Here is a 4,461-nt window from a genome sequence, read left to right on the forward strand (position 1 = left end):
TTTGCATCCAGACATCATAACCGGCCCAGTCACTGGTTCCGCCCGCTTGGGGATCTACCAATAATGGCCAGCCCAGCTTGTCAGCCAGCTCCTGAACCGCTGACAACTCACCAGGTAGCATCCTACCGGCAACAACAAGCCCTTTCTTAGCGACCAGCGAAGACCAGGCGAAATGGTCCAGTGTCACCTGTCCGGCCTCAGCCTGTTGGAAATGAGTATACGGCTGATCATCAGCCAGCCATTCATTCAGCGGCGCAAGGTAGCGGGAAAAGTCGACGTCTTCACCGTACAAAGGCTCGGGATAACGGCAATTAAAGTGAATAGCACCACCATGAATAGACTGCTGATACATGGCAGCATCAATGGTAGAAAGCAGCCAGCCGGGGGTAATATCAAGCGTCGGGGACGGGATATCGTGAAATTCGGTCACATGTTCGGAAAAAATACCGTGCTGACGAATTGCCTGATTCGCCCCGCACTGGATCAGCTCCACGGGGCGATCCGATGTCAGCACTACCAGTTTTTCGCCAGTCAGACCGGCCTCAGCAACGGCCGGCAATAAATTGGCGACGGCGGTACCCGAAGTCACAATCACAGCAACAGGCTGTTGCGATGCTTTGGCGATACCCAACGCCAAAAAGCCCAACCCGCGCTCATCAAAATGAGTATGCAGTGTCAGCCTGTCATTATTGGCCGCAGCAAGAGTCAAGGGAGTCGAACGAGAGCCAGGCGCAATACACACATGTTTTACACCAAGCCGTACCAGTTCTTCGAGCATCAGGCCGGCCCACTGGTTATTCAGGGCTGCCCGATATGCGGAAGCGTCATTCTGAACCGGTAACGATGTTGCTCCTACCTGAGTCATGCGGATTTGCGCTCCAGTTCCGGTTCATCGGAGCCAAGCAGACTGCATAGCGTCGAGGTCTTGCGATCCAGCTCCTGCCACTCGCTGTCAGCAGTAGAACCAGGAACAATGCCTGCACCTGCAAATAAGTGAAGCTCTTCACCCATGATCAGAGCGCTGCGGATAGCGACACAGAACTCACTGCGCTGACGACTAAGAAAGCCCACCGCACCGCTATACCAGCCACGGGCAAACGGCTCGTGCTCGGTAATAAAATCCAACGCCTTGTCACGGGGCAAACCGGCAATAGCGGCAGTCGGCTGCAGGCTATCTAACAGATCGGCACTGTAGACCTGCTCATTGAGCTGGGCACCAATACTACGTTTCAGGTGTTGCACTTTGCGCAGACGAACCAACTCCGGCGTCTCCGCAACGTTCATCGTTTCACAGCGAGGTACCAGGCGGCTGACAATATCGTCCACCACCAGACGATTCTCATAGCGGTTCTTATTGTCGTCCATCAGCCATTGCGCCAACTGGTCGTCTTCCGACAGATCTTGCCCACGGCCAATCGTACCCGCCAGCGCTTCGGTTTGCAGATCGCGCTCGTGACGCAGGAACAACCGCTCTGGCGTCGAACCAACAAAACAGTGCTTGGCATCCATCGCCATCATAAAGTGAAAGCTGCTGATATTGCGGCTTCGGCTGGCCTTGAGTAGCTGTGCCGGTGAAACAGGCAGATCAAGCTGCAACGTCGTGCGTCGTGCCAGAACCACCTTTTCAAAAAGGTTTTGTGAGATCGCATCCAGCGCATTGCCGATCATCGCAGACCAGCCAGCAAAATCCGGCGCGTATGAGCGACCTAGGATCTTACTTTTTATCTCAGGGACTTCCGATGTGTCAGGCGTGACCTGTGACAATGCCTGCAAGGTACTTTCTTTATCATCTGCCGAGAGGTTGACTGCCAGCTGCCAGCTGCCATCCAAGCGGATTACTTCCAGTTGCGGCAAAAAGAAAAAAGAAGAAAGGCAACGCCGATTGCGGTTAGTCCGGCCGTCAAAAGAACGCCCGCCCCAGATGCGTTGTTCGTCCGATAGCACTTTTTCTGCCGCCATCGGATCGGTAAAGGTTTTGATCTGGCCCAGTGCCACTACCTCTTCACGGCTATCTCGAGACTGCCAGTAAAATTTCGGAAAGAGAGGTTGTGACTCCATCCAGTCAATAAGGTCGGTATTGGCCGGTAAATCCAGCGCCACCGTTAATCGTTGGGTTGTTTGTGTCGCCTGTTGAATTTTCTTTATCAAAGACTCAACTGCTGTTTGTAACGCGGTCAAGGTAACCTCACTCAGCTCTAAGCACCCTAGCGGCTCATCCCTGGCTGATTGTTAATATGCCAATCACTTGGCACATAATTCTACCTTTATGTGGGTTAAATGCTTAACCACATAGTGAATGTGCCATTCTACCTCAGTTCATGCAGTCTGACTAATAAAGTAATTAGTCAACACGACTCTTCACATCTCATCACAATTGATCACGGCACCTGACAAGGTATTTCCTCCCGGTCAGGTACCAATTCAACCACCGTTCTCAAAACAATCACGGTGCGAACACCTCGACGGCAGATCTGAAAGCAGTGGATCACACCTAAGCAAATAGAATTTAATTACATAAAACACTATTCTTCACGATTTTTTTCTGCCGGGTATTTATTTTATACAGATTCATAGTGTAATTTGTTGTCAGTACATAATAATTTGCGCAGGAATCAAGCAATGCACAACATCGGGATGTCATCCAAGTTAAATAATGTTTGCTACGACATACGAGGTCCCGTTCTCAAACATGCCAAACGCATGGAAGAAGAGGGCCACAAAATTCTGAAGTTGAACATCGGCAACCCAGCCCCGTTCGGCTTCGATGCACCAGATGAGATCCTGGTTGATGTGATCCGTAACTTGCCGACATCACAGGGCTACTGTGATTCAAAAGGCATTTATCCGGCCCGAAAAGCGGTTGTGCAGCATTACCAAAAACGCGGCATGCTCGACATTGATGTCGAAGACGTCTATATCGGTAACGGTGTCTCCGAGCTTATCATGATGTCGATGCAGGCACTGCTCAACAATGGTGATGAGATTCTGGTACCGGCCCCGGACTATCCACTCTGGACAGCTGCTGTGTCGCTTTCTGGCGGAAATCCGGTTCACTACATCTGTGACGAGGAAGCTGACTGGTACCCTGATCTTGACGATATCCGCAGCAAAATCACACCCAATACCCGCGGCATCGTGCTGATCAACCCAAATAACCCGACAGGTGCGGTCTATAGCCGTGACTTCCTGCTGGAAGTGGTTGAGATAGCCCGCCAGCATAACCTGATTATTTTTGCCGACGAGATTTACGATAAAATCCTGTACGAAGGAGCTCAGCATACTTCTATCGCCCCGCTGGCCGAAGATGTGTTCTGCGTTACCTTTAACGGGCTGTCAAAATCGTACCGCGTTTGCGGTTTTCGAGCTGGCTGGATGATCCTGTCGGGGCCGAGGCACTTAGCCAAGCCTTACATCGAAGGGCTAGAGATGCTGTCGTCGATGCGCCTTTGTGCCAATGTCCCGATGCAGCATGCGATCCAGACCGCGCTCGGCGGCTACCAGAGTATCAACGAGCTGATTCTGCCTGGCGGACGTCTGCTCGAGCAGCGCGACAAAGCCTATGACATGCTCACCTCAATCCCCGGTATTTCCTGCGTGAAGCCCAAGGGGGCACTGTACCTGTTCCCGAAACTGGATCAGAAAAAGTTCAATATTGTTGATGACGAGCGAATGGCGCTGGACTTCCTGCAGCAGGAGAAAGTCCTGCTCGTCCACGGCACCGGTTTTAACTGGAAGAAGCCAGACCATTTCCGCATCGTCACCCTGCCACGGGTTGATGATCTCGAAATGGCAATCGGCCGCCTTGAGCGCTTCCTGCATAGCTACCGCCAATAATCATTGCCCCATCCAGCCCAAGCCTCAGTTTTTACTGGGGCTTTTATTTACCTCACGTTTTTTTCTGTTACCTTTAACTAGATAGGCCAAACTGAATACAGCCAATCAGCCTCACTCTCAGCCGCAAAAGAAGTATCGATATGGAAAAAAGTCATTTTTTTGCCCACCTGGCACGTATGAAGCTCATCCAACGCTGGCCGCTAATGCGGAGTGTCTCGACTGAGAACATCTCGGAACATAGCCTTCAGGTCGCTTTTGTCGCCCATGCTCTGGCACTGATCAAAAACCGTAAATTCAGCGGCAACACCAATCCCGAGCGCATTGCCCTACTCGGTATGTTCCATGACACCAGCGAAGTGCTGACTGGTGATATGCCAACCCCGATCAAATACTACAACCCAACCATTGCCGAAGAGTATAAAAAGATTGAGCTTGCTGCCGAGCAAAAACTGCTGTCGATGCTGCCGGAGGAATTCCGGGACGACTACGCGCCGCTGCTCGATAGCCACATTATCGACAAAGAGGATTATGCCATAGTCAAACAAGCTGACAGCCTGTGTGCATACCTCAAGTGCCTTGAAGAACTCAGTGCCGGCAACCATGAATTTACTCAGGCCAAGAAGCGCC

General features: G+C 51.5%; 4 protein-coding genes. 2 read left to right on the forward strand and 2 right to left on the reverse strand.

Going from position 1 to position 4,461, the window contains the following annotated elements; genetic code table 11:
• Both menD and MHN01_RS17755 read right to left on the reverse strand, forming a co-directional pair.
• Positions 1–865 (reverse strand): 2-succinyl-5-enolpyruvyl-6-hydroxy-3-cyclohexene-1-carboxylic-acid synthase (gene menD / locus MHN01_RS17750; protein ID WP_239412557.1); only part of this gene is annotated, 865 nt, incomplete at its 3' end.
• Positions 862–2,178, reverse strand: a complete 1,317-nt coding sequence (locus MHN01_RS17755; RefSeq protein WP_239412558.1) for an isochorismate synthase MenF — start codon at positions 2,176–2,178, stop codon at positions 862–864. The genes MHN01_RS17755 and menD, both read right to left, overlap by 4 nt.
• A 441-nt stretch (positions 2,179–2,619) precedes the next feature.
• Between MHN01_RS17755 and MHN01_RS17760 the strand changes: the two genes are divergently transcribed.
• Both MHN01_RS17760 and yfbR read left to right on the forward strand, forming a co-directional pair.
• Positions 2,620–3,834: a pyridoxal phosphate-dependent aminotransferase gene (locus MHN01_RS17760; RefSeq protein WP_239412559.1), complete on the forward strand. Its 1,215-nt coding sequence runs from the start codon at positions 2,620–2,622 to the stop codon at positions 3,832–3,834.
• A gap of 140 nt (positions 3,835–3,974) precedes the next feature.
• On the forward strand, positions 3,975–4,461 hold a 487-nt coding region (gene yfbR / locus MHN01_RS17765), incomplete at its 3' end, for a 5'-deoxynucleotidase (RefSeq protein ID WP_239412560.1).

Origin of the sequence: Photobacterium sp. OFAV2-7 (genome assembly GCF_022347985.1) — a bacterium.
Lineage (GTDB): Bacteria > Pseudomonadota > Gammaproteobacteria > Enterobacterales > Vibrionaceae > Photobacterium.